The following is a 24,454-nucleotide window of genomic DNA, read 5'->3' on the forward strand; positions in this document are numbered from 1 at the left end:
CCTCCCCCAGCGCCGCCACCTTCACGTCGACCAGGCCGAGGGGGAGGAAGAGGTCGCGCAGGGCGTTCTCGGTGATGTCGCTGACGTGGCCGGGGGAGGAGGGGCGGGACGCGGGTCCCGGTCGTTCACCTCTGCCGACCGGGACCCGACTGAGTCCCCGGATCCGGCCACGGCGGCGACGCTCCCCCGAGCTGCGCGTCGTACGCGCGCACCGTCGGGCCGGACCCGATGTAGTGATCAGATTAAGCCATGCCGACAGGTCGCTGACAGCTCGTCGATTGTGTTCCGCGACACGCGACGGCCATCGCGTCGGCCATCGCGTCGGCCATGTCGAACGCCTCGCGCGGTCACCCCGGGGACCTGGCGCCAGGAACGTCCGCCACCACGCCGGTCACTTCGCGTCGGCGTAGCACTCCACCACCGCCGTGGTGAACGGAAACCGCACCGGCGTCTGGCCGAACGTCAGTCGTCCGGCCAGCTCCGCCGCCTCCCGGATCGCCGTCACCACCGTCTCGGCCTCCTCCTCGGGACAGTGCACGATCACCTCGTCGTGCTGGAAGAAGACCAGCTCCGCCGCCATCCCAGTGCAGGCCTGCCGCAGGGCGGCGAGCAGCAGGAGTGCCCAGTCGGCGGCGCTGCCCTGCACGACGAAGTTGCGCGCGAAGCGGCCCCGCGCGCGGGCGTTGGTGGAGGCGTAGCCCGGCACCCATTCCTGCGGCCCGGAACCTTCGGCCGGCTCGCCCTGCTCGACCGACATCGGAATGCCGGCCTCCTCGACCGCGTCGTCCGTCGCCCCGGCCGCCGGCGGACAGGTCCGTCCCAGCCACGTCCGCACGAGCCGCCCCTCCTCGCCGGCCCGCGCCGCGTCGTCGACGTAGGCCACCGCCTTGGGGAAGCGGCGTCTGAGCGCGGCGAGGTTCTTGAGGCCGTCGCCGGAGGTCTGCCCGTAGACGGCGCCCAGTACGGCGAGTTTGGCCTGGGTGCGATCCCCGGAGAAGGCGCGGTCGGACACCGACTGGTACAGGTCGGTTTCCCGCCCGGCCACCTCCATCAGCCCGGGATCACGGGAGATCGCGGCGAGCACGCGCGGCTCCATCTGGTCGGCGTCGGCCACCACGAGCCGCCAGCCCGGGTTTGCGACCACCGCACGCCGGATGACCTTGGGGATCTGCAACCCGCCCCCGCCGTTGGTCACCCATCGCCCGGTGACCGTCCCGCCGGCGAGGAACTCCGGCCGGAACCGCCCGTCACGCACCCAGTCCTGGAGCCAGGACCAGCCGTGGGCCACCCAGATCCGATACAGCTTCTTGTACTCGATCAGGGGCTTCACGGCCGGATGGTCGAGGGTCTCGATCTCCCAGCGCCGGGTCGATCTGATCTTGATGCCGGCCTGCGCGAAGGCCTTGATCACATCGGCCGGCAGGTCGGGCCGCACCCGGCGCCCGAACGCCGCCGACACCTCGTCCGCCAGCTCGGCCAGCCGGCGCGGCTCCCCGCCGCCGGCATACCGCTCGCCCAGCAACTCGTGCAGCACCGCGCGGTGCACGTCGGCGCTCCACGGCAGCCCCGCCCGGTTCATCTCGGCGGCCACGAGCATCCCCGCCGACTCCGCCGCCGTCAGCAGCCGCATCCGCTCCGGGTGCCCGGTCCGCTCGTGCCGCCGCTGCTGCTCGGCGTAGACCTCGACGAGGTCGGCGAGCGGGACATGGACCGCCTGTGGCTCGAAGAGCGGGGACTGTGCGCCGGGTTCGGCCGAGCGCTGGGGCGGATCGGACGGTACGGCACCGCCCCGCAGCCGGGCCAGCGCCGCCGCGGCCGATCTCGGTTCGCCGTAGCGCCCCTCGTGGCCGAGCAGGAGTGTCTCGGCGTCCTCGATGTCGTAGCACCGCTGCACTCGCACCCCCGTGGCGAGCAGCCGTGGATAGACCTCGGGGGTGGACCGCCACACCCATCGCGCGACCTCCGGCCGCCCGCGCACGGCCGCGGCCGGATCCGGCTCCCGGCGCACCGGCCCGGCGAGCAGCCCGTCCGGGCCGAGGGGGGCGACCTCCACGCCGCCGTCCTCGGCCGGAGCGAGTGCCCACCGGTCGGTCATGCTGCGAGTGTGGCACCCGGGTCTGACAACGGCCCCGGCCCTGCCTCTCGCCCTACCCTTCGCCCTGCTCCCGGGCCTGCTTGGTGGTCTCCTCGCCGCTCTTGAGGAACTGGGAGAGCAGCTCGACGATGTACTGCTCGACCTCCTGCTTGGTGAGGCCGAGGCCGGACAGGACGCCGGTGCCGTTCTCGAACTCCAGCAGGGCCAGCAGGATGTGCTCGGTGCCGATGTAGTTGTGTCCGAGGCGCAGGGCCTCGCGGAAGGTGAGCTCCAGGACCTTCTTGGCGTCGGAGCCGTAGGGGATGAGCTCGGGGACCTCGTCGGCCGCGGGCGGCAGCGCGGCGGCGGCGGCCTGGCGCACGGAGTCCAGCAGGACGCCCTTGGCCGTGATCGCCTTGGCGGCGATGCCGTCCGGCTCGGCCAGCAGACCGAGGACGAGGTGCTCGGGACGGCCCTCGGGGTTGCGGGCCGCGATGGCCTCGTTGTGCGCGGCGACGACCACATTGCGGGCACGCGGCGTGTAGCGGCCGAAGCCCTGCTGGGGGTCGAGGTCGGTGCCCTCCTTCGGCACGAACCGCTTCTGCGCGGCCTGCCGGGTGACGCCCATGCTCTTGCCGATGTCGGACCAGGAAGCGCCGGACCGCCGCGCCTGGTCCACGAAATGGCCGATCAGATGGTCGGCCACCTCGCCGAGGTGATCGGCGGCGATCACCGCGTCCTCGAGCTGTTCGAGGGGTTCGGGGTGGACCTTCTTGATGGCCGCGATGAGTTCGTCGAGACGTACGGATGACGTGATGGTGGTCGGGTTCGTCGACATGTGTCAACCGTAGGTTGACACACAGGGAGTGTCAACCCGAGGTTGACATCGATCTTCGCCCTCCTGGCACAACGGATTTACGATCCCTTGGTGAGTACGCCCAGCACCGTCGACCGCGCCTTCGAGGCGGCCCTCTACGGCACCGAGCACAGCACCCTCGACACGGGCGCCTCCCTGCTCGCGGCCGACCCGGGGTCGGACGCCGAACTCGCCCGGCGCGGCGAGGAGTTCGTGGCGGCGGCCTGGCGGCGCGGCTGGCAGCCGGCTGATGCCGTACGGCTGGTGCGGCGCGAGCTGGACGACGTACACATACGACTGCTCGCGGCGCTGATCCGCGCACAGGTACCGCACGACCGCCCCCGCGGCCCGCGCTGGCAGGCGCAGCTCGACGACCTGCCCACCGAGGCCCCGGCCCGCGGCGACCGCTTCTCGCATGCCACCGCCGTCCTGGAGCTGTACCGCCTGCTGCTGCGCCTGCCCGCGCTGGAGCCCCTCGACGAGGCCCCCGGTCCGGCCGGAAAGGCCGCCCGGCCCGAGTCCCGCATGCTCACCCGCATCCGCGCGCTGCTGGCGAAGGCGGAGGCGACCGGGTTCCCCGAGGAGGCGGAGGCGCTCAGCGCCAAGGCGCAGGAGCTGATGGCCCGGCACAGCATCGACGAGGCCCTGCTGGCGTCCCGCGCGCCCGACGCCAAGGACGCGCCCGGCGCCTACCGGATCGGTGTGGAGCCGCCGTACGAGCAGGCGAAGGCCGTTCTGCTGGACGCGGTGGCGAGTGCCAACCACTGCCGTGCCGTGTGGAACGAGCCCTTCGCCTTCTCCACCGTCGTCGGCTTCGAGGCCGACCTGGAGGTGGTCGAACTCCTCTACACCTCGCTCCTCGTGCAGGCCCAGTCCGCGATGGCGAGGGCGGAGGCGGCCCAGCGTGCGGGCGGCCGCAAGCGGACCAAGACCTTCCGGCAGTCGTTCCTGGCGGCCTACGCCCACCGCATCGGCACCCGACTGGACGCGGCGGCGCGGACGCAGGTGACCGAGGACCTGCTCCCGGTCCTCGCCTCGCGCGAGGTGGCGGTCACCGGCCGCCTGGACCGGATGTTCCCCGAGACCACCACGACCCGCCTGCGTGGCGTCAGCGACGAGGCGGGCTGGGTGCAGGGCGCGGAGGCGGCCGACCGGGCACAGATGGCACCACGCCGGCCGCTTCCCTGAACCGTCGGCCCGGCGTCAGTCGCCGGACCGCTGGAACCCGCTCACCGAGGCGTCCGGCGTCTTCCCGTCGCTCTTCAACGCGACGGCGCCGTACGACCACTTGAAGCTGTGCCCCTTGGTGGACCCGGGCAGCGTCACCTTCGCCTTCTGCGCGACGAGGCTCTTGCCGCCGCCCTCCTCGCCCCGCACGTAGGTGAGCGTGAAGGACGTGGAGGCGCCCTTCGCGAGCTCGGTCTTCCCCGACGGGGCGGCCTGGTCGGGCGCGACGGCCGTCGAGGCGGCGCCCGCGTCGAACTCGACCGCGGGCAGGCCGTCCAGGGCGCACTCGGCACCGCCGCGGTTGGTGACGGTGACGGGCACATTGCCGGTGTCCCCTGCGGCGGGGGCGGCGTTGGCCGGTCCGAACTCCACGGCCAGTTCGTCGACGCAGGAGGCGGCGGCCTTGCGGTCCTGGTCGCTGTCCCCGTCCCCGCCGCTGGAGCAGGCGGTCAGGAGGAGGGCCGCGGAGAGGGCGGCGACGGTGAGGGTGGTGGCGCGCATGAGGTCCTTCGGGGAGTCACGTCGGTCATCGCGGGCAGTGACCGAATCAAACCTCACGATCCCAGACCGGCCGTGGGCAGCCCCGTAGGCAGCTTGCCGCCTTCCGCCTTGGTGTACGTCTCCGCGCCGAGGCCGTCCTTCCAGGTCACCTTCAGCGAGGCCTTGCCGACGGATTCGACCATCCCGATCGCCCGGTCCTTGCTGCCGTCGGTGCACTTCAGACGGATCATCTTCATCCCGCCCTCCTCGCCGGCGGTCCCGCTGCACACGGTCCCGCCGGTCGCGAAGAGGCCGGCCTGCTTGCCGGTGACGACCAGCGCGACGGCCTTGCCGTCGGTCGTGGCGAGCCAGCTGCCCTCCAGCTCACCGGACGCGGAGGCGGACCCTCCGCCCGTGCCGCCGCCGGTGTCGGCGCTCCCGGTCGCGGAGCCGCTGGGGCTGTCGTCACCGCCTGAGTCGCCGTCGCTGCTGCACGCGGTCAGTGCGAGCGCGCCCGCCAGTGTCGCGGCCAGGGCCGCGGCCCGCATCCGCCGGCCCGACATCGTGCGCGTGCGCGAGTAAGTCGCCGAGGTCACTGGAAGCTCCCAAGCTGTAGCGGTCGGCATACGGCCGTTTCGGCCGACGTGGCCGAAACGACCGCAGCAAGTTACCAGGGAGTCGTGTCGGGACCCCAGCATTCGCCCGGCCTACCAGGACGCCTTGCGCACCCCTGGCAGATATCCGGCGTGCGCCTGCCCCCGCAGGCTCACCCGGGACAGCCCGAAGGTGCGGAAGTAGCCGCGCGGCCGTCCGTCCACCTGGTCGCGGTTGCGTACGCGCGTGGCGGACGCGTCCCTCGGCTGGCGGCCCAACTCGCGCTGGGCGGCGAGCCGTTCGGCGTCCGTGGACGACGGTCGCCGGATGATCTCCTTCAGCTCGGCCCGCCGCTCCGCGTACCGCGCGACGACCTCCTGCCGCTGCCGGTTCTTCGCGATCTTGCTCTTCTTGGCCATCAGACCCTCACTCCCCGGGCGCGGATCCGCGCGACGGCCGCCTCGACACCGATGGCGTCGACCGTCTTGATCCCCTTGGTGCTCAGCCGCAGCCGCACGTGCCGGCCCTCGCCGGGCAGCCAGTACCGCTTGGTCTGGATGTTGGGGTCGAAGCGGCGGGAGGTGCGCCGGTGCGAGTGGGAAACGGTGTTGCCGAAACCGGGCTTGGCGCCGGTCAGCATGCAGTGGGCGGACATGGGTGACGAACCTCTCCTCGAGCGCTACTGTTAATGGAATTCATTTTCAGTAAGATAGCAGCATGCCACGCAACGAACTCCGCCCGGTCATCAAGCTCCGGTCCACCGCCGGCACCGGTTTCACCTATGTGACCCGCAAGAACCGCCGAAGCGACCCCGACCGCATGACCCTGCGCAAGTACGACCCGGTCGCGGGCCGCCACGTCGACTTCCGAGAGGAGCGCTGAAGACAGTCATGCGCAACGGAATCCACCCGGCCTACGGCCCCGTCGTCTTCCGGGACCGTGCCGCGAGCCACGCCTTCCTCACCCGCTCGACGATGACCAGCGAGAAGACGATCGAGTGGGAGGACGGCAACACCTACCCCGTCGTCGACGTCGAGATCTCGAACGTCAGCCACCCCTTCTACACCGGCACGGCCCGCGTCCTGGACACCGCCGGCCGCGTGGAGCGCTTCGAGCGCCGGTACGGAAAGCAGGGCTGACGCGGTGCCCGACCTCTCCGTCGTGATCGTCGGCGGGCTGCACGCCGACGCCCGCAAGGCGGCCGTGGCGCGGCTGCTCGCCGACGTCCCCGACAGCGTCGTCCTCCACCACGACCTGGCGACGGCCGCCGCCGGCACTGTCGTGCGGACGGTCCGTGACGCCACCGGCCTCCTCGACGCCGGCGAGGCGCCCCTCGTCAACGACTGCGCCTGCTGCGCCCTGCGCGAGGACCTGGTGCCGGAGCTGCTGAGGATCCGGGACGCGGGCGGCACGCGCATGGCCGTCGTCGAACTGTGGGACTCGGTCGAGCCGAAGGCCATGGCCGAGGTGGTCACGGCCGGCGGGCTCACGGTCACCGGCGTGCTCACCGCGGTCGACCCGGCGTTGGTGCTGCCGTATCTGGGCAACGGCGACGACCTGGCCGAGCGCGGCCTGGCGGCCGCGGCGACCGACCAGCGCACCGTCGCCGACACCTTCGCGCGCCAGCTGGAGTACGCCCCCGTCCTCGCCGTCGCCGACTCCCCGGACGCCGACGACGAGGACCGCGAGCTGCTCGCCCAGCTCCACCCGACGGCCCGCCAGGTCCCGATCGGCCACGGTGACCCGGTGGGCGCGGAGCGGGACGACCTGACGGTGCCCGCCCCACGGCGTCGCCCCGCGTCGCCCCTGGCCCGGGCGGCACTGGGCGGCTTCGACATCGAGGCGGCCGCGGCCGCCCAGCATCCGGCGTGCGCCCTGCTCCCCGCCGAGGCCGACGCGCATGGCATCGGCACCCTGGTCTGGCACCGCCGCCGTCCCTTCCACCCGGAGCGGCTGTACGAGGCCCTGGAGGACATCACCTGCGCGGCAGCCCGCAGCAGGGGCCGCTTCTGGCTCGCCGACAAGCCCGACGTGCTGCTGCACTGGGACGCGGCGGGCGGCGCCCTGTGCGTGGAGAGCGCCGGCCCCTGGCTCGCCTCGCTGCCCGACGCGGCCTGGGACATGGTCCCGCCGGTGCGCCGGGCCGCCGCCGCGCTGGACTGGCACCCCGAGCACGGCGACTGCTGCCAGCACCTGGTCTTCACCTCGCCCGGCCTGGACCGCGACGGCCTCGAACGGCTCCTTGAGTCCTGCCTGCTCACCGACGCCGAGTACGCCGCCGGCCGCGCCGCCTGGAAGCGGCTTCCGCCCGCCTTCGACACCCTCCTGGAGGTCTGACCCCATGCCCCGCAAGCCCGAACGCAAGCCCGTCAGGAAGCCCAACCCCCTGGACCAGGCCGGCATCACCCACATCGACTACAAGGACACCGACCTCCTGCGCCGGTTCATCTCCGACCGCGGCAAGATCCGCAGCCGCCGCGTCACCCGCGTGACGGTCCAGCAGCAGCGAAAGCTGGCGAAGGCCATCAAGAACGCGCGGGAGATGGCGCTGCTGCCGTACTCGCCCCGGTAGCGGTTCGGTGCCCTGGCTCCACCGATCCATAGGTAGGAGATTTCCTACGTTTGACGCGTAGGGAATCTCCTACCTATTGTCGTTCCCATGAACATCACTCACGCCTCCTTCGTCACGCTCCCCGTCGCGGACCAGGACCGCGCCCTGCGCTTCTACACGGAGGTCCTCGGCTTCGAGGTCACCGCCGATCTGGACATGCCGCAGGGGAGGTGGCTCCAGGTCGCGCCCAAGGGCGCGCAGACGGTCTTCACGCTCTCCGGCCCCGGGATGGGCGGTTTTGAGGCGGGCTCGACCCGGGGGATCATGTTGGTCACGACCGATGTCGACGCGGACTGTGCCCGGCTCGCGGAGGCAGGCGTCCCCGTGCAGGGGCCGGACGCCATGCCCTGGGGGCGGATGGCCGGCTTCCAGGACCCCGACGGCAACGGCCTGATGCTGCTGACGGAGGCCGCTCAGTAACGGAAAGGGCAGGGCATGACCGCGACCGGGGCCCGGGAGGCCATGGAGGACCGCGTCTTCGCCGCGCTCGCCAACGGCACCCGCCGCGAGGTGCTGCGGCTGCTGCGTGACGGCGGGCCCCAGCCGGTCCAGGTCCTGGCCGATCACTTCGACATGCGCCGCCCCAGCCTCTCGGAGCATCTGAAGGTGCTCCGGGACGCCGGCCTCGTCTCCGAGGAGCGCTCAGGCCGGCAGCGCATCTACCGACTGGAGGCCGCCCCGCTCGCCGAGGTGCAGGACTGGCTCCATCCGTACGAGCGGTTCTGGCGCGACCGTATGAAGGGCCTCGGCGATCTGCTCGACCGCATGCCCGACGATGAGCCGGCATGAGCACCGAACCCGGCCCCCACCTCGGCCCCGAGCCCGACGACGACCTGACCGTCATCCGCGTGGACCAGTACTTCGCGCACCCGCCCGCCAAGGTCTGGCGTGCCCTGACCGAGCCCGAGCTGCTCGTGCAGTGGCAGATGCAGGGCGTCGAGGGCTTCCGGCTGGAGATCGGGCACCGGTACACGATGACCTCCGTGCCGCGGCCCAACACCGACTTCTCCGGCACCGTCGAGGTGGAGGTCCTGGCGTACGAGGCCGGGCGGATGCTGAGCCTGGGCTGGAGTGACCCATCTCCGGCCAACTCCGCCAAGTGGAAGGTTACTTGGCGTTTGGAACAAGAAGGGCGCGGAACGCGTCTGTTCCTAGTGCACGAGGGATTCGATCCGGACGACCCCGCTCAACTCATGGCCAGGAAGATCATGGGCGGCGGCTGGCGGACGCATGTGATGCGATCCCTGGGGCAAACGCTGGAACGCATGTAGTCCCGCGTACGTCACAGGAGTAACCACAGGAACACCCCGCGTGCACGTGCATCTGCTCATGCAGTTGCACGTGAACAGAGCTATGATCCGGAAGCAGTTGACTTCCGCACCACTGCACCACCTCTTGCCTCAATGGCCTCGAGCCACCGCACCACCGGGGAGCGACCTGTGGACCACGACGTGTACAACGGCATGGCGGCCACGGAGCTGTACGGGGTTGCCTGGCAGAAGAGCCGGCACAGCAACTCGCAGGGTTCCTGCGTGGAGTTCGCGCGGCTGCCCGGCGGGGACGTGGCGGTACGCAACTCGCGCTTCCCGGACGGCCCGGCGCTCGTCTACACCCGCGCCGAGATCGAGGCCATGCTCCTCGGCGTCAAGGACGGCGAGTTCGACCACCTGGTCGCGGGCTGACCCACCCGTCCACTCTGGTGCGCAACTGAGGGCAATCCTCGCCTATCGCTCGGTAACGCGCGTAGAACCGCGGCGCCAGCGAGCGCCGCGGTTCATGAGTCCGCCGAACCACCTGTGGTCGCCTGCCCCGGCTGCAGCCGGAACAGCGCCCAGACCACCTTCCCGCTGAGCGAACCCGCCAGCGGTTGCCATCCCCAGCTGTCGCTGAAGGAGTCGACGAGGAAGAGACCGCGCCCGGACTCCGCGGAGAAGTCGTCGGAGTCGCGTGCCACCGGACTGTCGTGACTGGGGTCGCGCACCGCGCACACCAGCCGCTCCGTCCACCGCATCAGATGCAGCCGCACGGGTGGCGTCTGCTCCGGCAACCGCTGCGCACCGGCCGGCAGCGCGTGCCGCAGTGCGTTGGTCACCAGCTCCGACACCACGAGGCAGACGTCGTCGAAGCGGTGGCCCAGGTCCCACTGGTCCATCGTGCGGCGGGTGAACTTCCGTGCCTCGCGCACCGCTTCGTAACGGGCGGGCAGAGCGCAGGAGGCGGCGCTGGAGACGGCTGCGGGATCCAGTGGCGGAAGGCCCTGCCGTAACGGCTCGAGCATGGTCGATCCATTCGTCCCCATGCGAGGCACTCCCGGGAGTTCGCGGTCGTTGCGATGCAGCGGTTGCGCGGGACCATGGTTTCCGATGCGAAGGGCAGATGCAAGGGCAGATGCACGTGCACGTGACCGAATTGGACGCTCCCGTACCGCTTGTTGGCCATTTTTTCCGCCAACTTCCCTCCCTCTCCTTGCGTTCCGGTGTCTCCTTCCTGGGTGAAATCCTTGTCTTCTTTCCGTCTCTGTAATCGGACGAGTACTGCTCGAAGTGATTTAGTGGCAGACTGCGGGCCCTGAAGACGGTTGGGGAGGCTGGCGAACGTGAGCGCGGGAGAGCCCGGATCGGTGGTGCGGCGCATGCTGCTCGGCTCGCAACTGAGGCGGCTGCGGGAGGCGCGAGGGATCACGCGCGAGGCCGCGGGGTACTCGATCCGTGCGTCCGAGTCGAAGATCAGCCGCATGGAGTTGGGTCGGGTGAGCTTCAAGACGCGTGACGTCGAGGACCTGCTGACGCTGTACGGCATCACGGACGAACAGGAGCGCGGCTCGCTGGTGTCCCTCGCCCGCGAGGCCAACGTGGCCGGCTGGTGGCACAGTTACTCGGACGTCCTGCCCAGCTGGTTCCCCACGTATGTCGGACTGGAGGGCGCGGCCAGTCTCATCCGCGCCTACGAGGTGCAGTTCGTGCACGGCCTGCTGCAGACCGAGGCCTACGCCCGCGCGGTGGTCCGGCGCGGCATGAAGGGCGCGAGCGCCGCCGACATCGAAAAGCGCGTGGCGCTGCGCCTGGAGCGGCAGAAGTACCTCGTCGACGAGAACGCCCCCGAGTTCCACATCGTCCTGGACGAGGCCGCCCTGCGCCGTCCCTACGGCGACCGCGAGGTGATGCGCGGTCAGCTCCAGCACCTGATCGAGATCTCCCAGCGGCCCAATGTACGGCTCCAGATCATGCCGTTCAGCCTCGGCGGCCACTCCGGCGAGTCCGGCGCCTTCACCATCCTCAGCTTCCCCGAGTCCGACCTGTCGGACGTCGTCTACCTGGAGCAGCTCACCAGCGCGCTCTACCTCGACAAGCACGAGGACGTCGCCCAGTACGAGACGGCGCTCAAGGAGCTCCAGCAGGACAGTCCGGGCCCGGACGAGAGCCGGGATCTTCTCCGGGGTCTCCTTCAACTCTCTTGAATCGCAAGTACGATGACGTGTGATCAGACCGTGAAGACGAGCGCGATGGCGGCCGTGCCGATCGCGGGTCTGCTAGGGATTGAGGGATCACATGTCGTCCTACTTCACCGACCTGGCTCAGCAGTACATCGACGGTGAGTGGCGCCCGGGCACAGGTTCCTGGGACATCATCGACTTCAACCCGTATGACGGCGAGAAGCTGGCGTCGATCACCATAGCCACGGTCGACGAGGTGGACGACGCCTACCAGGCGGCCGCGCGCGCCCAGAAGCAGTGGGCCACGACCAACCCCTATGCCCGCCGCGCCGTCTTCGAGAAGGCACTGCGCCTGATAGAGGACCGTGAGCAGGAGATCGCCGAGGTGATCATCGCCGAGCTCGGCGGCACCCGGTTGAAGGCGGCGTTCGAACTGCACCTCGCCAAGGAGTTCCTGCGCGAGGCGGTCCATCTGGCGCTGCGCCCCGAGGGCAGGATCATCCCCTCTCCGGTGGACGGCAAGGAGAACCGCGTCTACCGCGTGCCGGTCGGCGTCGTGGGCGTGATCAGCCCCTTCAACTTCCCCTTCCTGCTGTCGCTGAAGTCGGTCGCCCCGGCCCTCGCGCTCGGCAATGCCGTCGTTCTCAAGCCGCACCAGAACACGCCGATCTGCGGTGGCTCCCTGGTCGCGAAGATCCTTGAGGACGCGGGCCTGCCGGCCGGTCTGCTCAACGTCGTCATCACGGACATCGCCGAGATCGGTGACGCCTTCATCGAGCACCCGGTCCCGAAGGTCATCTCCTTCACCGGCTCCGACAAGGTCGGCCGCCACGTCGCCACCGTCTGCGCCTCGAACTTCAAGCGCTCGGTCCTCGAACTCGGCGGCAACAGCGCGCTGGTGGTCCTGGACGACGCCGACATCGACTACGCCGTCGACGCGGCGGTCTTCAGCCGGTACGTCCACCAGGGCCAGGTCTGCATGGCCGCGAACCGCGTCCTCGTGGACCGCTCGGTCGCGGACGAGTTCACCGGGAAGTTCGTCGCCAAGGTGAAGTCGCTGAAGGCCGGCGACCCGCGCGACCCGGAGACCGTCATCGGCCCGGTCATCAACTCCTCCCAGGCGGAGGCCATTTCGGCCACCGTCGAGCAGGCCATCGCCGAGGGCGCCACGGCCCTGGTGCACGGCACGACGACGGACAACCTCGTCGAGCCCTCGGTCCTGACCGGCCTCCCGGCCGACTCGCCCCTGCTGAAGCAGGAGGTCTTCGGCCCGGTCGCCTTCCTCGCCACCTTCGACGGCGAGGAGGAGGCCGTACGCCTGGTCAACGACACCCCGTACGGCCTGAGCGGCGCCGTCCACACCGGGAACATCGAGCGCGGCGTCGCCTTCGCCAAGCAGATCGACACGGGCATGTTCCACGTGAACGACGGCACCGTCCACGACGAGCCGATCGTCCCCTTCGGCGGCGAGAAGCACTCCGGGCTCGGCCGCCTGAACGGCGAGACGATGCTGGACGCGTTCACGACGATGAAGTGGATCTCGGTGCAGCACGGCCGCAGCGGCTTCCCGTTCTGATCCGACACACGGCGGCGCGTTCCGGGGCTGACCTCGGCCCCGGCCCGGCGCGGTCATAACCTGGAGCGCATGTCAGCGATCCGTCTCCTCGTGCTCGGTGCGGTCCGGCAGCACGGGCGGGCCCATGGGTACCAGGTGCGCAACGACCTGGAGTACTGGGGCGCGCACGAGTGGTCCAACGCCAAGCCCGGCTCGATCTATCACGCCCTGAAGCAGATGGCGAAGCAGGGGCTGCTGCACGCCCATGAGATCGCGCCGTCCACGGCCGGCGGGCCGCCGCGCACGGAGTACGAGATCACCGAGAAGGGCATCGAGGAGTACCTCGGGCTGGTCCGCGAGGCGCTGACCTCCTACGACCAGAAGATGGACGTCAAGTCGGCGGCCATCGGCTTCATGGTCGACCTGCCGCGCGGCGAGACGGTCGCCCTGCTCAAGGAGCGCATCCGGCGCATCGAGGAGTGGCGCTCCGCCGTCACCGAGCACTACGTGCCCGAGGCCGGCCCGGGACAGCTCGGCCACATCGGCGAGATCATGAACCTCTGGATCCACACCGCCGACGCCGAGGCCGAGTGGACCCAGGGGCTCATCGAGCGGATCGAGGACGGCGCGTACACATTCGCCGGGGAGGGCGATCCCTTCGTCGGGGTCCTCGCCGAGGATCAGGAGAACCCGTACGCGACGGGGGAGCGGCATCCGGAGGACGACCGCTAATCAAGTTTGACTAACCGATTCCGGGGTACTAGCTTCGAGCTGGTAGTCAACTTTGACTAGCGAGGGAGTTCTCAGTGGCCGACACGGCGATCATCGTCGAAGGGGCACGCAAGAAGTACGGCGGCAAAGCCGGCAAGTACGCACTGGACGGGCTCGACCTCACGGTCGCGCGCGGCACCGTGCACGGAGTGCTCGGCCCGAACGGCGCGGGCAAGACGACCCTGGTCCGCATCCTGTCCACCCTGCTGCGGCCCGACAGCGGCCGCGTCGAGGTGGCCGGACACGACGTGGTGCGCCAGGCGTACGAGGTGCGCCTGCGCATCGGCCTCCTCGGCCAGCACGCGGCCCTGGACGAGGAGTTGGACGGCCGCCAGAACCTGGAGATGTTCGGCAGGCTCTACCACCTCGGCGCCCGCCACGCGCGCGTGCGTGCCGGCGAGCTCCTGGAGCGCTTCGGCCTGGCCGACACCGGCCGTAAGCCGGTCAAGCAGTACAGCGGCGGCATGCGGCGCCGCCTCGACCTGGCCGCCTCTCTCATCGGCGACCGGCACGGCGCCGACCCCGAGGTGCTCTTCCTGGACGAACCCACCACCGGCCTCGACCCGCGCGGCCGCGCCGAGGTCTGGTCCGCCGTCCGCTCCCTGGTCGGCGGCGGCACCACGGTCCTGCTCACCACCCAGTACCTGGAGGAGGCCGACCAGCTCGCCCACCGCATCTCGGTCGTCGACGCCGGCCGGGTCATCGCCGACGGCACGGCGGACGAGCTCAAGACGACGACCGGCGGCGACCGCATCGACGTCGTCCTGCGCGACGCGGGCCAACTGGGCGCCGCGGTGGCCCTGTTGCCCGTACCGAAGGACGCCGTGTCGGTGGACCCCGACCGCCGTCTGCTCAGCGCCCGCGTCACCGAGCGGATGGCGGCGCTCTCCGGCGTCGTACGGGCCCTGGAGGCGGCCGGGATCGAGGCCGAGGACGTCGCGCTGCGCCGACCGACGCTGGACGAGGTGTTCCTGCACCTCACCGGGGACGACCACCGAGTGAAGGAGCCCGCATGAGTACGAACGCCTACGCCCTGGCCGACTCCTGGACCATGACCCGCCGCGAACTCGCCCACTGGGCGCGCCAGCCCGTGCAGGTCGTGGTCAACCTGGTCTTCCCCGTGATGCTGCTGCTGATGTTCGGCTACCTCATAGGCGGCGGCCGCGGCGTCGGCGGCTCCTACATCGACTACCTCGTCCCCGGCATGCTCGCGCTCACCATGGCCTTCGGCCTTGAGGGCACGATGATCGCGGTCACCCAGGACCTCAACAAGGGCGTGATCGACCGGTTCCGGTCCATGCCGATGACCAACGGGGCGGTGCTGGTGGGCCGTTCGGTGGCCGACATGTTCCAGTCGGCGCTGGCCCTGCTGGTCCTCATGGGCGTCGGATTCGCGCTCGGCTGGCGCGCCGACGGCGGCCCGGGGGCCTTCCTGGGCGCCGTGGGACTGCTTCTGCTCTTCCGCTTCGCCATGCTGTGGATCGGCATCCAGCTGGCCCTGGTGGCCGGCAAGCCGGAGCTGGTGCAGGCCGTGCAGATCCTGGTCTGGCCGATCGGCTTCCTGTCCAACGCCCTCGCCCTGCCCGAGTCCATGCCCGGCTGGCTGGGCACCGTCGTCGAGTGGAACCCGATGTCCCATACGGCGACGGCCGTACGGGACCTGTTCGGCGGCACCGGCACCGAACACCTCGGCGCGGCGATCCTGTGGCCGCTGGTGCTCCTGGCTGTGTTCTTCCCGCTGGCGGTACGGCGGTTCGCGCGCCTGAGCCGCTGACGCCCCCGCAGTTCGCCCGGCCCTAGTGGTGGAAGCCGGTGGCCGCGGACTTGTCCTGGGTGAAGGGGCGCGGCTGCCGGCGCAGCTCCGGCAGGGACCGGCTCAGGTCCTCCACGAACAGCTCGGCGAGATCGGTGGAGAAACCGTTGCGGCAGACCACCCGCAGAACCGACAGGTCCTCGCGGTTCGGCGGGAACGTGTACGCAGGAACCAGCCAGCCGGCCTCACGCATCCGTCGCGAGACGTCGAAGACGTCGTACGCCTTGACGTCCGGGGCCGTCGTGAAGGCGAACACGGGCAGGTCGTCACCCCTGGTCAGCAGCCGGAAATCGCCGAGCTTCTGCACGGCCTCGGCGACCTTCCCGGCCACGTCCCGCGCGGCCTGCTGCACGGCCCGGAACCCTTCCCGCCCCAACCGCAGGAACGAGTAGTACTGCGCCACGACCTGCGCACCCGGCCGCGAGAAGTTCAGCGCGAACGTCGGCATGTCGCCGCCCAGATAGTTGACGCGGAACACCAGCTCCTCGGGCAGCGCCTCCTTGTCCCGCCACAGGGCCCAGCCGACGCCCGGGTAGACCAGGCCGTACTTGTGCCCGGAGGTGTTGATCGAGGCGACCCGCGGCTGCCGGAAGTCCCACCGGAGGTCCTCGTCGAGGAACGGCGCCACCATGGCGCCGGACGCTCCGTCGACATGCACCGGGACATCGATCCCGGTGCGCTCCTGGAGGGCGTCGAGCGCGGCGCACAGGTCCGCGATCGGCTCGTACGAACCGTCGAAGGTCGAGCCCAGGATCCCCACGACCCCGATGGTGTTCTCGTCGCACAGCTCGGCCGCCGCCTGCGGATCGAGATGGAACCGCTCGCCCTCCATCGGCACCAGCCGGGGCTCCACCTCCCAGAAGTTGCAGAACTTGTCCCAGCAGACCTGGACGTTGATGCCCATCACCAGGTTGGGGCGTGCGGCGGGGTAACGGTCGGCGTTGCGCCGCATCCAGCGCCGCTTCAGCGCCATCCCGGCGAGCATGCACGCCTCGCTGGAGCCGGTGGTGGAGCAGCCCACGGCCGCCGACGGGTCGGGCGCGTTCCACAGATCGGCAAGTATCGCCACACAGCGCCGCTCCAGCTCGGCGGTGCGCGGGTACTCGTCCTTGTCGATCATGTTCTTGTCGCGGCACTCCGCCATCAATACGCTCGCCTGCGGCTCCATCCACGTGGTGACGAAGGTCGCGAGATTCAGCCGTGAGTTGCCGTCCAGCATCAGCTCGTCGTGCACCAGCTGATACGCCGACGACGGCGACATGGGGGCGTCGGGGAGCCGATGCGTGGGCGGGGCCTCGGTCATGCCGCCGACCGGGTTCGCCTCGCCGTAGAAGGGGTTCACGGACAGCCTGCGCAGGCCGTCCTTGTCCGGTGCTTCGCTGTTCCCACGATGCAGTGGCATGCAATCGACGGTAGAACCGAGCCGCCCGGCTTGCACCTCACGTCGCGTAAGGACCCAGTGTGAAGCGTGAACCGAGAAGGGAGCGGAAGTGAGCTACTCCGTGGGACAGGTCGCGGGCTTCGCCGGCGTGACGGTGCGCACCCTGCACCACTACGACGACATCGGCCTGCTCGTACCCGGCGAGCGCAGCCACGCGGGCCACCGGCGCTACAACGGCGCCGACCTCGACCGGCTGCAGCAGATCCTGTTCTACCGAGAGCTCGGCTTCCCGCTCGAAGAGGTCGCCGCCCTGCTCGACGACCCGGCCGCGGACCCGCGCGAACACCTGCGCAGACAGCACGAGCTGCTGACCGCCCGGATCGAGAAGCTGCGCAAGATGGCGGAGGCCGTGGAGCACGCCATGGAGGCACGCAAGATGGGGATCAATCTCACGCCGGAGGAACGCTTCGAGGTCTTCGGCGACAAGGACCCGGAGCAGTACGCCGAGGAGGCGGAACAGCGCTGGGGCAACACGGAGGCGTACGCCGAGTCACAGCGCCGCGCCGCGAGCTACACCAAGGAGGACTGGAAGCGCATTCAGGCCGAGGTCGACGACTGGGGCCAGCGGTACGCGGCCCTCGTGGCGGCCGACGAGCAGCCGTCCGGTGAGGCGGCCATGGACCTCGCCGAGGAACACCGGCAGCACATGAGCCGGTACTACTTCGAGGTCCCCTACGAGATGCACCGGTGCTTCGGCGAGATGTACGTCGCCGACGAGCGCTTCAAGGCGTTCTACGACTCCATGCACCCAGGTCTCGCCGAGCACTTGAGGGCAGCGATTCTCGCGAACGCCGACCGCCAGACCGCATAAGGGTCCTGGCCCGGGACCCCGTACGGGTCACTCCCGGGCCAGGACCACCGCGGTCCCGTAGGCGCACACCTCGGTGCCCACGTCGGCCGCCTCGGTCACGTCGAAGCGGAACGCCAGCACACCGTTCGCGCCACGCGCGCGTGCCTGCTCGACGAGCCGCTCCATGGCTTGGTTGCGGGTCTGAACGAGCGTCTTGGTGAGCCCCTTGAGCTCACCGCCGACCAATGACTTCAACCCGGCGCCGATCTGACTGCCGACGYGCCGGGAGCGCACGGTCAGTCCGAAGACCTCGCCGATGACCTCCGTGACCCGGTGTCCGGGGACGTCATTCGTGGTCACTACCAGAACGTCGGGCTGGGGTCCCTGCCCGCCGCCGTACTCATCGATGCCCATGCCTCACAGCTTTGTCCGAGCGGGGGCACAGTGCATCCTGAACGGGTCCATGGAACCTGGGCGACCGGCGCGGCGTTGATACTTTTGACGCGCCAGTCACAGCCCGCCCGCCCCTTCCCCGCAGGAGCCACAATCCCGTGACCACGCTTGCGCTCGCACCCGAGTGGCTCAGTCCGGACTATCTGATCGAGACCTTCAGCCTCCCCGGCATCCTGCTGATCGTCTTCGCCGAATCCGGTCTCTTCGCGTTCCTGCCCGGGGACTCCCTGCTGTTCACGGCGGGCCTGTTCGTGGCCGAGGGGAACTACATCAGCCAGCCGCTGTGGCTGGTCTGCACGCTCATCGTCCTGGCGGCCGTCATCGGCGACCAGGTCGGCTACATGATCGGCAAGTTCTTCGGGCCCAAGCTCTTCAACCGCCCGAACTCCAGGCTCTTCAAGAAGGAGAACCTGGAGAAGGCGCACGAGTTCATGGAGAAGTACGGCCCGAAAGCGATCGTCCTCGCGCGCTTCGTGCCGATCGTGCGTACCTTCGCCCCCATCGTGGCGGGTGCCGGCCGCATGAGGTACGCCACATTCCTCACGTACAACGTCATCGGCGGTATCGCCTGGGGCACCGGCGTCACCCTCGCGGGCTACTGGCTCGGTCAGATCACGTTCATCAAGACGAACGTCGAGGCGATCCTCATCCTGATCGTCTTCGTCTCCGTGGTCCCGATCCTCATCGAGGTCCTGCGCGAGCGCGCCAAGAAGAAGCGCGCGGCGGCACAGGCTCCGGCCCCTGCCCAGCAGCACCCCCAGGCGATGGACGACGCGACGACCCAGCTCCGCCGCATCGAGCCCGACGACCCGCCCCAGCAGCAGAACGGCAACCACGGCCAGCAGCAGTACGGCTACGACCAGCAGTACTACGGCCAGCAACCCCAACAGCCCCAACAGCAGCAGCCGTACGCCCAGCAGTACCCCCAGGGCTACGGCCAACAGCAGCCCTACGGCGGCCAGCAGAACCAGCAGTACCCGCCGAACCAGGGTTACTGAGGCCTCCGCGACCGAGCCGCCAGGCGCTCAGAATCCTCGGGTGCGCTTGGCGGCTCGTCGTTTCTCCGGGGACCCGATCCGCAGGAACAGCCGGGAGATCTCGGACCCCAGATTGACTCCGATGGCAATGGCCATGGCGAGCGAGGCGGCCGTGGCCAACGACACCAACCCCTTGTCGACGTTGTTCTGCGCGATCGACAACAGCCCGAAATACGTCGCGGAACCCGGCAGCAAGGGCCCGATCGCCGCGGTGGTGTACGGCAACGCCGACGCGAACCGATACCGCGCCATCAGCTGCCCGAACAACCCCACCAGCCCGGCCGCGACAGCCGTTGAGGCAACCGCCGAGAACCCACCGGTGTAGTGCATGGCGCCGTACACGACCCAGGCGACACCCCCGTTGAGGGTCACCGAGAGCACGGTGGACCGTTCCTGCTGGAGCAGTACCGCGAAGGTCAGCGACAGCAGCATCGACGCGGCGATCTGCCAGTACGGCCGCGGGGAGATGTTCAGCGCCGCGTCAGGGTCCAGCTTGGCGCCCAGGTTCACACCGAAGTACAGGATCACCAGCACCCCGACCACGATGCCGACGAAGAAGTACATGACCTCCAGCAGCCGCGCCGACGCGGTGATGTAGAAGCCGGTCAGCCCGTCCTGCACGCCCGCCACCAGCGCCCGCCCCGGCAGCAGCGCGAACAGCCCACCGGTGATCACCGCCGACGCCTTCACGTCGACGTGGGCAAGGGTCAGCGCGACGCCTATCGCGGCCGGCGGCATCGCGGCCACCGTGAACTGGTAGAACTCCGGCAGCCCCCGCCCCGCGCACAGCCACGCCAGCCGGTCGCCGAGCATCGCGCCGATCATGGCCGCGACGAACACGATCAGGTCACCGCCGACCAGCACGGATGCCGYGCCCGCGAGCAGCCCGCTCGCCGAGGTGAGCACCCAGGTCGGGTACGGGTGCCGGTTGCGGCGGATCTCCGCGAGGCGCCCGTAGGCCTCCTCCAGCGAGATGTGGCTCTCCGGGTCGCTGAGGTCGTCGACGAGCTGGTACACGGCCGCCAGACGCGTGTAGTCGGTGCCGCGCCGCCGTACCGTGCGCGCCGCCGACACCGGATCGTCCACCAGCGAGGGCTGGTACGAGATCGACAGCAGCGTGAAGGTGACGTTCGGCTCGCAGCGGTCCAGTCCGTAGGACCGGCAGACCGCGAACATCGCGGCCTCCACGTCCTCCGCGCCCTCACCGCCCGCCAGCAGCAGCTCGCCGATGCGAAGCGTCAGGTCGAGCACGCGCGGGACGGCCGGACCCTCCTCCTCCGCTTTCGGCATCCGCTCCGGCGCGGGCCGCTCGGCCACCGGCATGCGCAGCATCGTGCGCATCCGGTCCTGCCACGGCAGGTCCTTGGTCAGGCTGATCTTCGGTATGCCGCCGGCGGGGGTGAACGCGGGCACGGCGTCCTCGACGTCGTAGCCGCTGGGCGTGCTGAACGCCGAGCGCTCGGGTTCGTGGACCGGCGGCTGCGGCACCCCCAGGCCCTTGGGCAGGGCGAACTCGGAGGTGGTCTCCGACTCGCTGTCCCCCACCTCGATCCCGGCGGGCGGCGTGAACGCCATCCTCGCCTCGTCCGACTGCGGCTTGCGGTCCTCCGCGTCCGTCACCTGCGTAGCACTCCCTGTACGACACCTCCTGCCGCACTCAGTATGCGCACAGACACACGAACGGGCTGCACGCGTGCGCGTACAGCCCGTTCACATGGCCGAAAGGCCAAGGGTTGCGTCAGTGGCCGCCCTGGTCCTTGAAGCGCTTGTAGGAACGCTCGATCTCGACCTCGGCCTCGGTGCGGCCCACCCAGTCGGCGCCCTCGACGGACTTGCCGGGCTCCAGGTCCTTGTACACCTCGAAGAAGTGCTGGATCTCCAGGCGGTCGAACTCCGACACGTGGTGGATGTCGCGCAGGTGCTCCACGCGCGGGTCGGACGCCGGCACGCACAGCAGCTTGTCGTCGCCGCCCGCCTCGTCGGTCATCCGGAACATGCCGATCGCACGGCACTTGATGAGGCAGCCGGGGAAGGTCGGCTCCTCCAGGATGACCAGCGCGTCCAGCGGGTCGCCGTCCTCGCCGAGGGTGTTCTCGACGAAGCCGTAGTCGGCCGGGTAGCTGGTCGAGGTGAAGAGTCGACGGTCCAGGCGGATCCGACCGGTCTCGTGGTCCACCTCGTACTTGTTCCGCGAACCCTTCGGGATCTCGATCGTGACGTCGAACTCCACCGGTGGCTCCTCCATGATCAACACATAGTTCTGGTGGTTAAGTGTCCCTCACGCAGGTGTGTGATCGCGAAAGGGGCTGGTGGTCGTGCCAGAGCTGAGGCCTTGGCGAGCCGCGAGACCGCATGTGACGCGGGTCGCGAGTGCCGTACGACCCCGTCTGGCACGGGCCGCGGAGGCCGTACGCCCCCGTCTCGCGCGCGCCGCGACGGCCGCGAAACCGCGGGTCGCACGGTTCGCGCGAGCCGTATCCCCGCAGGCCGCGCGGATCACGAGGCCGAAGACCTGGCAGTACACCGCGGGCGCCGCCACCGCCGGACTGGCGCTGGCCGCCGCAGTGGTGACCTCCGCCGGACCCTGGGACTCCACCGGTCAGCGTACGGCCGAGCGGGACTGGGCGGCCGCCCAGAAGCGCACGGGTGGCACAGATCACGGCCGTAATGCCGATACATCCGATTCCTCCGGCACATCGGCCGAAGAACCCCGCCCGGCCCCCAGCGCGGCCTCCGTCCTGACCGGCCTGGGCGGCGGTGTCGGCGCCGTGAACACGGCACCGGACGGCAAGGCCGTCGCCGGCCTCGTCGGCCCGCTCCTGGACGACCCGGCGCTCGGCCGCAGCTCGGCGGCGATCGTCGACGTGGCCAGCGGCAAGCGCCTGTACGGCGACGGCGCCGACGAGGCCCTCACGCCCGCCTCCACCACGAAGATCGCCACCGCCGCGGCCGCCCTCGCCGCACTGGGCCCCGACCGCCGCCTCACCACCCGTACCGCCCTGGAACCCGACACGAAGGAACTGGTCCTGGTCGGCGGTGGCGACCCCACCCTCACGGCCCGCAAGGACGCCGAAGGCTGGGCGAGCCTGCGCGAACTGGCCGACCGCACTGCCGAGGCCCTGGCACAGCGGGGCATGCGCCAGGTCACCCTTTCGTACGACAAGACGCTCTACGCCGGCCCTGAACTGCACCCCATCGGGGACAACGGCAACCTCGCCCCGGTCAGCGCCCTCATGGTCGACGAGGCCCGTCCCGACGACTCCACCAGCGGCCCCGTGGAGCGGGTGGAGGACCCGGCCAGGGACGCGGCGGTCAAGTTCGCGGCCCTCCTCGCCGACCACGGCATCAAGACGACCGCGCCCGGCCCGTCCAAGGCGACCGGCCGAGCCCAGTCGCTCGCCCAGGTCTCCTCGCCGCCGCTGTCCGCCCTGGTCGAGCGCATGCTCACCAACAGCGACAACGACATCGCCGAGCACCTCGCCCGCCAGACCGCCGTGGCGAGCGGCGCGCGCGCCGACTTCGCCGGCGCGGGCAAGGCGATCGGGGCTCAGCTGAAGAAGCTCGGGCTCCCGGTGGCGGGCGCCGACTTCAAGGACGGCAGCGGCCTCAACCGCGCCGACAAACTCACCGCCGACCTGCTCACGGCACTTCTGGCCAAGGCGGCAGACCCGACCCACCCCGAACTCCGCCCGGTCCTGACCGGCCTGCCCGTGGCAGGCTTCACGGGCACCCTGGCCGGCCGCTACACGGACGGCGCGGCCGGCATCGTCCGAGCGAAGACGGGCACCCTGTCCAGCGTGAACTCCCTGGCCGGCACGGTCGTGGACCAGGACGGCCGCCTGCTCGCCTTCGCGTTCCTGTCGACGGGCACCGACACCGAGGCGGCCCGGTCCGCGCTGGACAGAACGGCGACGGCACTGGCGGCGTGCGGCTGCGGCTGACCACCTCCGACCCCCGCCGCCGCAAACCCCCACGGCCTGCCCCAAGTGGGAACGCTCACGTACGGTTGACACATGACGAGCATCGGTGGTGCCGAGATGGTCGACTGGAATCTCGCGGTCGCGACCGCGACCCGGTTCGTAAGGCCGGGCCCGGAGGTGAGCCGCGACGAGGCCCGCGCCATCGTCGCCGAGCTGCGCCGGCATGCCAAGGCCGCGGAGGAACACGTCCGGGGCTTCACTCTCATGGGCACGGACGACATCCACGACACCCCCGTCCTCGTGGTCGACCGCCCCGGCTGGGTCCGGGCGAACGTCGCCGGCTTCCGCGAGATCCTCAAGCCCCTCCTCGACAAGATGCAGGAGCGGCGCACCAGCAGCCCCGGCGGCGCCGTCCTCGGCGCGGTCGGCGGCAAGGTCACCGGCGTCGAACTCGGCATGCTGCTGTCCTTCCTCGCCTCCCGCGTCCTCGGCCAGTACGAGACCTTCGCCCCGGCCACCCGAGACCTCCCGGCGGGCGAGCACGGCGGCGGCCGCCTCCTCCTCGTCGCCCCGAACATCGTGCACGTCGAGCGCGAACTCGACGTACACCCCCACGACTTCCGCCTGTGGGTGTGCCTGCACGAAGAGACCCACCGCACGCAGTTCAGCGCGGTGCCCTGGCTGCGCGACCACCTGGAGGGCGAAATCCAGTCGTTCTTGGGGGAGACGGACGTCGACCCCATGACCGTCCTGGAGCGCATCCGCGAGGCCGCCCAGTCCCTCACCGGCAGCCGGCCCGAGGCCGAGGAGGACGACGGCGGACGTTCGTTCGTCGAACTGGTGCAGACCCCGGCCCAGCGGGAGATCCTCGGCCGCCTCACCGCCGTGATGTCCCTCCTGGAGGGCCACGCCGACTTCGTGATGGACGGCGTCGGTCCCGCGGTCGTGCCGTCCGTCGCCGAGATCCGCGAAAAGTTCCAGCAGCGACGCGCCAAGGGCGCCTCAAGGCTGGACATCGCCCTGCGCAAGCTGCTCGGCCTGGACGCCAAACTCAGGCAGTACCGCGACGGGGAACGCTTCGTACGAGCCGTCGTGGAACAGGTCGGCATGGACGGTTTCAACCGCGTCTGGACATCCCCGAACACCCTCCCCACCAAGGCGGAGATCGCCAAACCGGCGGACTGGATCGCGCGGGTGCACCGCAAGGCGGAGTCGTGAAACACGCGCCGAGTCGTGCATCTCATACGAAGGTCGTGAACCGAATCCGGCCGACGGCAGGCGAACGCCCCTCCAATCACCCGTCCGAGGGACCGTGAGCCATGGGTAGGCGTGCAATGCTCGGGGAACGGCCCGGTTCTGTCACCATCTACACACTCTGAGTGACTGAACTCGGACTCAC

General features: G+C 70.2%; 29 protein-coding genes. 18 read left to right on the plus strand and 11 right to left on the minus strand.

All coding sequences use genetic code 11. The annotated features are described in order from the left end of the window. Nucleotides 1–391: 391 nt before the first annotated feature. Nucleotides 392–2,095 (minus strand): bifunctional 3'-5' exonuclease/DNA polymerase, encoded by a 1,704-nt coding sequence (locus EAO75_RS11180; protein ID WP_147994892.1) that lies wholly within the window; start codon nt 2,093–2,095, stop codon nt 392–394. Nucleotides 2,096–2,147: 52 nt separating this feature from the next. Next, nucleotides 2,148–2,912 (minus strand): Clp protease N-terminal domain-containing protein, encoded by a 765-nt coding sequence (locus EAO75_RS11185; RefSeq protein ID WP_147994893.1) that lies wholly within the window; start codon nt 2,910–2,912, stop codon nt 2,148–2,150. A gap of 90 nt (nt 2,913–3,002) precedes the next feature. Here EAO75_RS11185 and EAO75_RS11190 point away from each other — a divergent pair, with 90 nt between their 5' ends. Next, nucleotides 3,003–4,118, plus strand: a complete 1,116-nt coding sequence (locus tag EAO75_RS11190; RefSeq protein ID WP_147994894.1) for a DUF2786 domain-containing protein — start codon at nt 3,003–3,005, stop codon at nt 4,116–4,118. 15 nt (nt 4,119–4,133) lie between these two features. Here EAO75_RS11190 and EAO75_RS11195 read toward each other — a convergent pair whose 3' ends face one another. The 4 genes from EAO75_RS11195 to rpmB all read right to left on the minus strand — a co-directional run bounded on the left by EAO75_RS11195 (nt 4,134) and on the right by rpmB (nt 5,886). Then, entirely contained in the window at nt 4,134–4,658 is a 525-nt protein-coding gene (locus tag EAO75_RS11195; RefSeq protein WP_147994895.1) for a DUF4232 domain-containing protein, read from the minus strand. 53 nt (nt 4,659–4,711) lie between these two features. Next, a complete protein-coding gene (locus EAO75_RS11200) occupies nt 4,712–5,185 on the minus strand; it encodes a hypothetical protein (RefSeq protein WP_147995248.1) in 474 nt (157 codons plus the stop codon). A 159-nt stretch (nt 5,186–5,344) separates the two neighbouring features. Further along, entirely contained in the window at nt 5,345–5,650 is a 306-nt protein-coding gene (rpsN, locus tag EAO75_RS11205; protein ID WP_147994896.1) for a 30S ribosomal protein S14, read from the minus strand. After that, the gene (gene rpmB, locus EAO75_RS11210; protein ID WP_147994897.1) at nt 5,650–5,886 is read right to left on the minus strand and encodes a 50S ribosomal protein L28; all 237 of its coding nucleotides are present in this window, start codon (nt 5,884–5,886) and stop codon (nt 5,650–5,652) included. Before rpmB ends, rpsN begins: the two co-directional genes overlap by 1 nt. A 62-nt stretch (nt 5,887–5,948) precedes the next feature. On the opposite strand from rpmB, the gene rpmG reads away from it, so the two are divergent. The 8 genes from rpmG (at nt 5,949) to EAO75_RS11250 (ending at nt 9,524) form a co-directional block, all read left to right on the plus strand. Beyond that, nucleotides 5,949–6,113, plus strand: coding sequence for a 50S ribosomal protein L33 (gene rpmG, locus EAO75_RS11215; protein ID WP_147994898.1), 165 nt, complete (start codon nt 5,949–5,951; stop codon nt 6,111–6,113). 8 nt (nt 6,114–6,121) lie between these two features. Beyond that, a complete protein-coding gene (locus EAO75_RS11220; protein ID WP_147994899.1) occupies nt 6,122–6,370 on the plus strand; it encodes a type B 50S ribosomal protein L31 in 249 nt (82 codons plus the stop codon). Between the two features lie 4 nt (nt 6,371–6,374). Continuing rightward, nucleotides 6,375–7,568 carry a CobW family GTP-binding protein gene (locus tag EAO75_RS11225; RefSeq protein ID WP_147994900.1) on the plus strand — a complete coding sequence of 398 codons (1,194 nt, stop codon included), beginning with the start codon at nt 6,375–6,377 and terminating at the stop codon, nt 7,566–7,568. 4 nt (nt 7,569–7,572) lie between these two features. Further along, nucleotides 7,573–7,803, plus strand: coding sequence for a 30S ribosomal protein S18 (gene rpsR / locus EAO75_RS11230; protein WP_147994901.1), 231 nt, complete (start codon nt 7,573–7,575; stop codon nt 7,801–7,803). Nucleotides 7,804–7,890: 87 nt separating this feature from the next. After that, entirely contained in the window at nt 7,891–8,262 is a 372-nt protein-coding gene (locus tag EAO75_RS11235; protein WP_147994902.1) for a VOC family protein, read from the plus strand. A gap of 15 nt (nt 8,263–8,277) precedes the next feature. Then, nucleotides 8,278–8,631 (plus strand): ArsR/SmtB family transcription factor, encoded by a 354-nt coding sequence (locus EAO75_RS11240; protein ID WP_147994903.1) that lies wholly within the window; start codon nt 8,278–8,280, stop codon nt 8,629–8,631. Next, nucleotides 8,628–9,113: an SRPBCC family protein gene (locus tag EAO75_RS11245; protein ID WP_147994904.1), complete on the plus strand. Its 486-nt coding sequence runs from the start codon at nt 8,628–8,630 to the stop codon at nt 9,111–9,113. The genes EAO75_RS11240 and EAO75_RS11245 overlap by 4 nt, the downstream gene beginning before the upstream one ends. Before the next feature lie 132 nt (nt 9,114–9,245). Next, nucleotides 9,246–9,524 carry a DUF397 domain-containing protein gene (locus tag EAO75_RS11250; RefSeq protein WP_147994905.1) on the plus strand — a complete coding sequence of 93 codons (279 nt, stop codon included), beginning with the start codon at nt 9,246–9,248 and terminating at the stop codon, nt 9,522–9,524. A gap of 92 nt (nt 9,525–9,616) precedes the next feature. Here the strand turns inward: EAO75_RS11250 and EAO75_RS11255 are convergent, their stop codons facing one another. Beyond that, nucleotides 9,617–10,141 carry an ATP-binding protein gene (locus tag EAO75_RS11255; protein WP_147994906.1) on the minus strand — a complete coding sequence of 175 codons (525 nt, stop codon included), beginning with the start codon at nt 10,139–10,141 and terminating at the stop codon, nt 9,617–9,619. Between the two features lie 333 nt (nt 10,142–10,474). Here EAO75_RS11255 and EAO75_RS11260 point away from each other — a divergent pair, with 333 nt between their 5' ends. The 5 genes from EAO75_RS11260 to EAO75_RS11280 all read left to right on the plus strand — a co-directional run bounded on the left by EAO75_RS11260 (nt 10,475) and on the right by EAO75_RS11280 (nt 15,375). Next, nucleotides 10,475–11,299: a helix-turn-helix domain-containing protein gene (locus tag EAO75_RS11260; RefSeq protein WP_147995249.1), complete on the plus strand. Its 825-nt coding sequence runs from the start codon at nt 10,475–10,477 to the stop codon at nt 11,297–11,299. A 91-nt stretch (nt 11,300–11,390) separates the two neighbouring features. Beyond that, a complete protein-coding gene (locus tag EAO75_RS11265; protein ID WP_147994907.1) occupies nt 11,391–12,851 on the plus strand; it encodes an aldehyde dehydrogenase family protein in 1,461 nt (486 codons plus the stop codon). A 69-nt stretch (nt 12,852–12,920) separates the two neighbouring features. After that, entirely contained in the window at nt 12,921–13,562 is a 642-nt protein-coding gene (locus tag EAO75_RS11270; RefSeq protein ID WP_147994908.1) for a PadR family transcriptional regulator, read from the plus strand. Between the two features lie 74 nt (nt 13,563–13,636). Further along, complete coding sequence (locus EAO75_RS11275) at nt 13,637–14,617, plus strand: ATP-binding cassette domain-containing protein (protein ID WP_147994909.1); 981 nt, start codon at nt 13,637–13,639, stop codon at nt 14,615–14,617. After that, nucleotides 14,614–15,375 carry an ABC transporter permease gene (locus EAO75_RS11280; protein WP_147994910.1) on the plus strand — a complete coding sequence of 254 codons (762 nt, stop codon included), beginning with the start codon at nt 14,614–14,616 and terminating at the stop codon, nt 15,373–15,375. Before EAO75_RS11275 ends, EAO75_RS11280 begins: the two co-directional genes overlap by 4 nt. Nucleotides 15,376–15,397: 22 nt before the next feature. Here EAO75_RS11280 and EAO75_RS11285 read toward each other — a convergent pair whose 3' ends face one another. Then, the gene (locus tag EAO75_RS11285; protein WP_147994911.1) at nt 15,398–16,816 is read right to left on the minus strand and encodes a glutamate decarboxylase; all 1,419 of its coding nucleotides are present in this window, start codon (nt 16,814–16,816) and stop codon (nt 15,398–15,400) included. Nucleotides 16,817–16,904: 88 nt separating this feature from the next. On the opposite strand from EAO75_RS11285, the gene EAO75_RS11290 reads away from it, so the two are divergent. Beyond that, on the plus strand, nt 16,905–17,666 hold the full coding sequence (locus EAO75_RS11290; RefSeq protein ID WP_147994912.1) for a MerR family transcriptional regulator: 762 nt from the start codon (nt 16,905–16,907) through the stop codon (nt 17,664–17,666). Nucleotides 17,667–17,693: 27 nt separating this feature from the next. Here the strand turns inward: EAO75_RS11290 and EAO75_RS11295 are convergent, their stop codons facing one another. Next, nucleotides 17,694–18,059, minus strand: coding sequence for a YbjQ family protein (locus tag EAO75_RS11295; RefSeq protein ID WP_147994913.1), 366 nt, complete (start codon nt 18,057–18,059; stop codon nt 17,694–17,696). Between the two features lie 137 nt (nt 18,060–18,196). Here EAO75_RS11295 and EAO75_RS11300 point away from each other — a divergent pair, with 137 nt between their 5' ends. Then, nucleotides 18,197–19,096 carry a DedA family protein gene (locus EAO75_RS11300; RefSeq protein WP_147994914.1) on the plus strand — a complete coding sequence of 300 codons (900 nt, stop codon included), beginning with the start codon at nt 18,197–18,199 and terminating at the stop codon, nt 19,094–19,096. A gap of 27 nt (nt 19,097–19,123) precedes the next feature. Here the strand turns inward: EAO75_RS11300 and EAO75_RS11305 are convergent, their stop codons facing one another. Next, entirely contained in the window at nt 19,124–20,755 is a 1,632-nt protein-coding gene (locus EAO75_RS11305; RefSeq protein ID WP_147994915.1) for a threonine/serine exporter ThrE family protein, read from the minus strand. Between the two features lie 118 nt (nt 20,756–20,873). Next, nucleotides 20,874–21,365: an inorganic diphosphatase gene (locus EAO75_RS11310; protein ID WP_147994916.1), complete on the minus strand. Its 492-nt coding sequence runs from the start codon at nt 21,363–21,365 to the stop codon at nt 20,874–20,876. A 79-nt stretch (nt 21,366–21,444) separates the two neighbouring features. Here EAO75_RS11310 and dacB point away from each other — a divergent pair, with 79 nt between their 5' ends. Both dacB and EAO75_RS11320 read left to right on the plus strand, forming a co-directional pair. Further along, on the plus strand, nt 21,445–23,076 hold the full coding sequence (gene dacB / locus EAO75_RS11315; RefSeq protein ID WP_187284389.1) for a D-alanyl-D-alanine carboxypeptidase/D-alanyl-D-alanine-endopeptidase: 1,632 nt from the start codon (nt 21,445–21,447) through the stop codon (nt 23,074–23,076). Nucleotides 23,077–23,148: 72 nt separating this feature from the next. Then, a complete protein-coding gene (locus EAO75_RS11320) occupies nt 23,149–24,273 on the plus strand; it encodes a zinc-dependent metalloprotease (protein WP_147994917.1) in 1,125 nt (374 codons plus the stop codon). Nucleotides 24,274–24,454: the final 181 nt, after the last annotated feature.

Origin of the sequence: Streptomyces sp. UW30 (genome assembly GCF_008042075.1) — a bacterium.
Taxonomy (GTDB): Bacteria; Actinomycetota; Actinomycetes; order Streptomycetales; family Streptomycetaceae; genus Streptomyces.